This is a genomic window from Vibrio sp. 811, from assembly GCF_033339195.1.
This window is the reverse complement of sequence record NZ_JAWOUB010000110.1, coordinates 1-1,077: the sequence shown is the minus strand read 5'-3', so window position 1 is coordinate 1,077 and position 1,077 is coordinate 1. Positions and strand designations below refer to the sequence as shown.

Below are 1,077 nucleotides of genomic sequence, written 5' to 3'. Positions count from 1 at the left end.
GCCTTGGCCGCATACGCGAATCAGCGTCTTTTCGTGTGGGGTGTGCCTGCTACTTTGATTCTTGGGATTGTGTTTGCGCTGTTTTATATCTCAAGTAAAAGCCTAAGAAAGTCTATCAAAGGGCTGATTCAAAACGGCATCAATAACGGCGAATTTATCCCTTACTATCAAGCTATTGTGGATAGCAGAGATGGCCAAACTGTAGGTTATGAAGCGTTGGTGCGTTGGTCAAGACGCGATGGTTTGGTGCCACCTAATATGTTTATTGGCGCCGCAGAAGAGAGCGGATTGATTGTTCCGATGACGAACCAGATGATTCGCAAAATCATCCAAGATCTTGAGTCACTGCCTGAGTCGATTTGGGTGAGTGTCAATATTGTCTCTTCTCATTTAGAAACCGGCTCGCTAACCAAACTACTGGCAGATTTGAATTGGCCGTGTGCAAACCGAATTCATTTTGAGCTAACAGAAAGAATTCCGGTTAAAGACGTAGAAGCCGCGAAAAAAGAGATTCTCTACCTCACCAACAAAGGTTACAAGTTCAAAATTGATGACTTTGGAACTGGGTATGGTGGCTTTTCTTATTTGCAGGACTTGGGTATTCGCTGCTTGAAAGTGGACAAAATGTTCGTTGATCCAATTGGCTCAGACGACCAAAAACTCAAAGTGTTGGATTCTATTGTGTCTGCGGCGATGAAAGCGGAATGTGAAATGATTGCTGAAGGTGTAGAAAACAGAAAGCAGATTGAGTATTTGGCTACGCACAATATCTACTTGATCCAAGGTTATGTGTACGCAAAACCAGAGCCAATCGAGAATATTGCTGAACCAAATCCGGAGGCGTAACTTCTGTTCGTTGATTTTAAAGGTGTCCAATGTGGCACCTTTTTTCTTGCCTATTGTTTACCAGAAAATAGGGAAGTCATTAAAAGTGACTCCCAACTTTAAATCGAAAACTTGAGCTGATTTTTATATCACGATGAGACGATTTTGATATTTGGCATATTGTCGAATTGAGCACTTCCCATTAAATTTTTTTGCCATCTCATAGATGGTCGTCGAAGTAAATAAACAGAA

At 41.7% G+C, this 1,077-nt stretch carries 1 protein-coding gene; it reads left to right on the top strand.

The genetic code is table 11. The features are described 5' to 3' along the window. Nucleotides 1–846 (top strand): EAL domain-containing protein (locus R7Q46_RS25175; protein WP_318077937.1); only part of this gene is annotated, 846 nt, incomplete at its 5' end. Nucleotides 847–1,077: the final 231 nt, after the last annotated feature.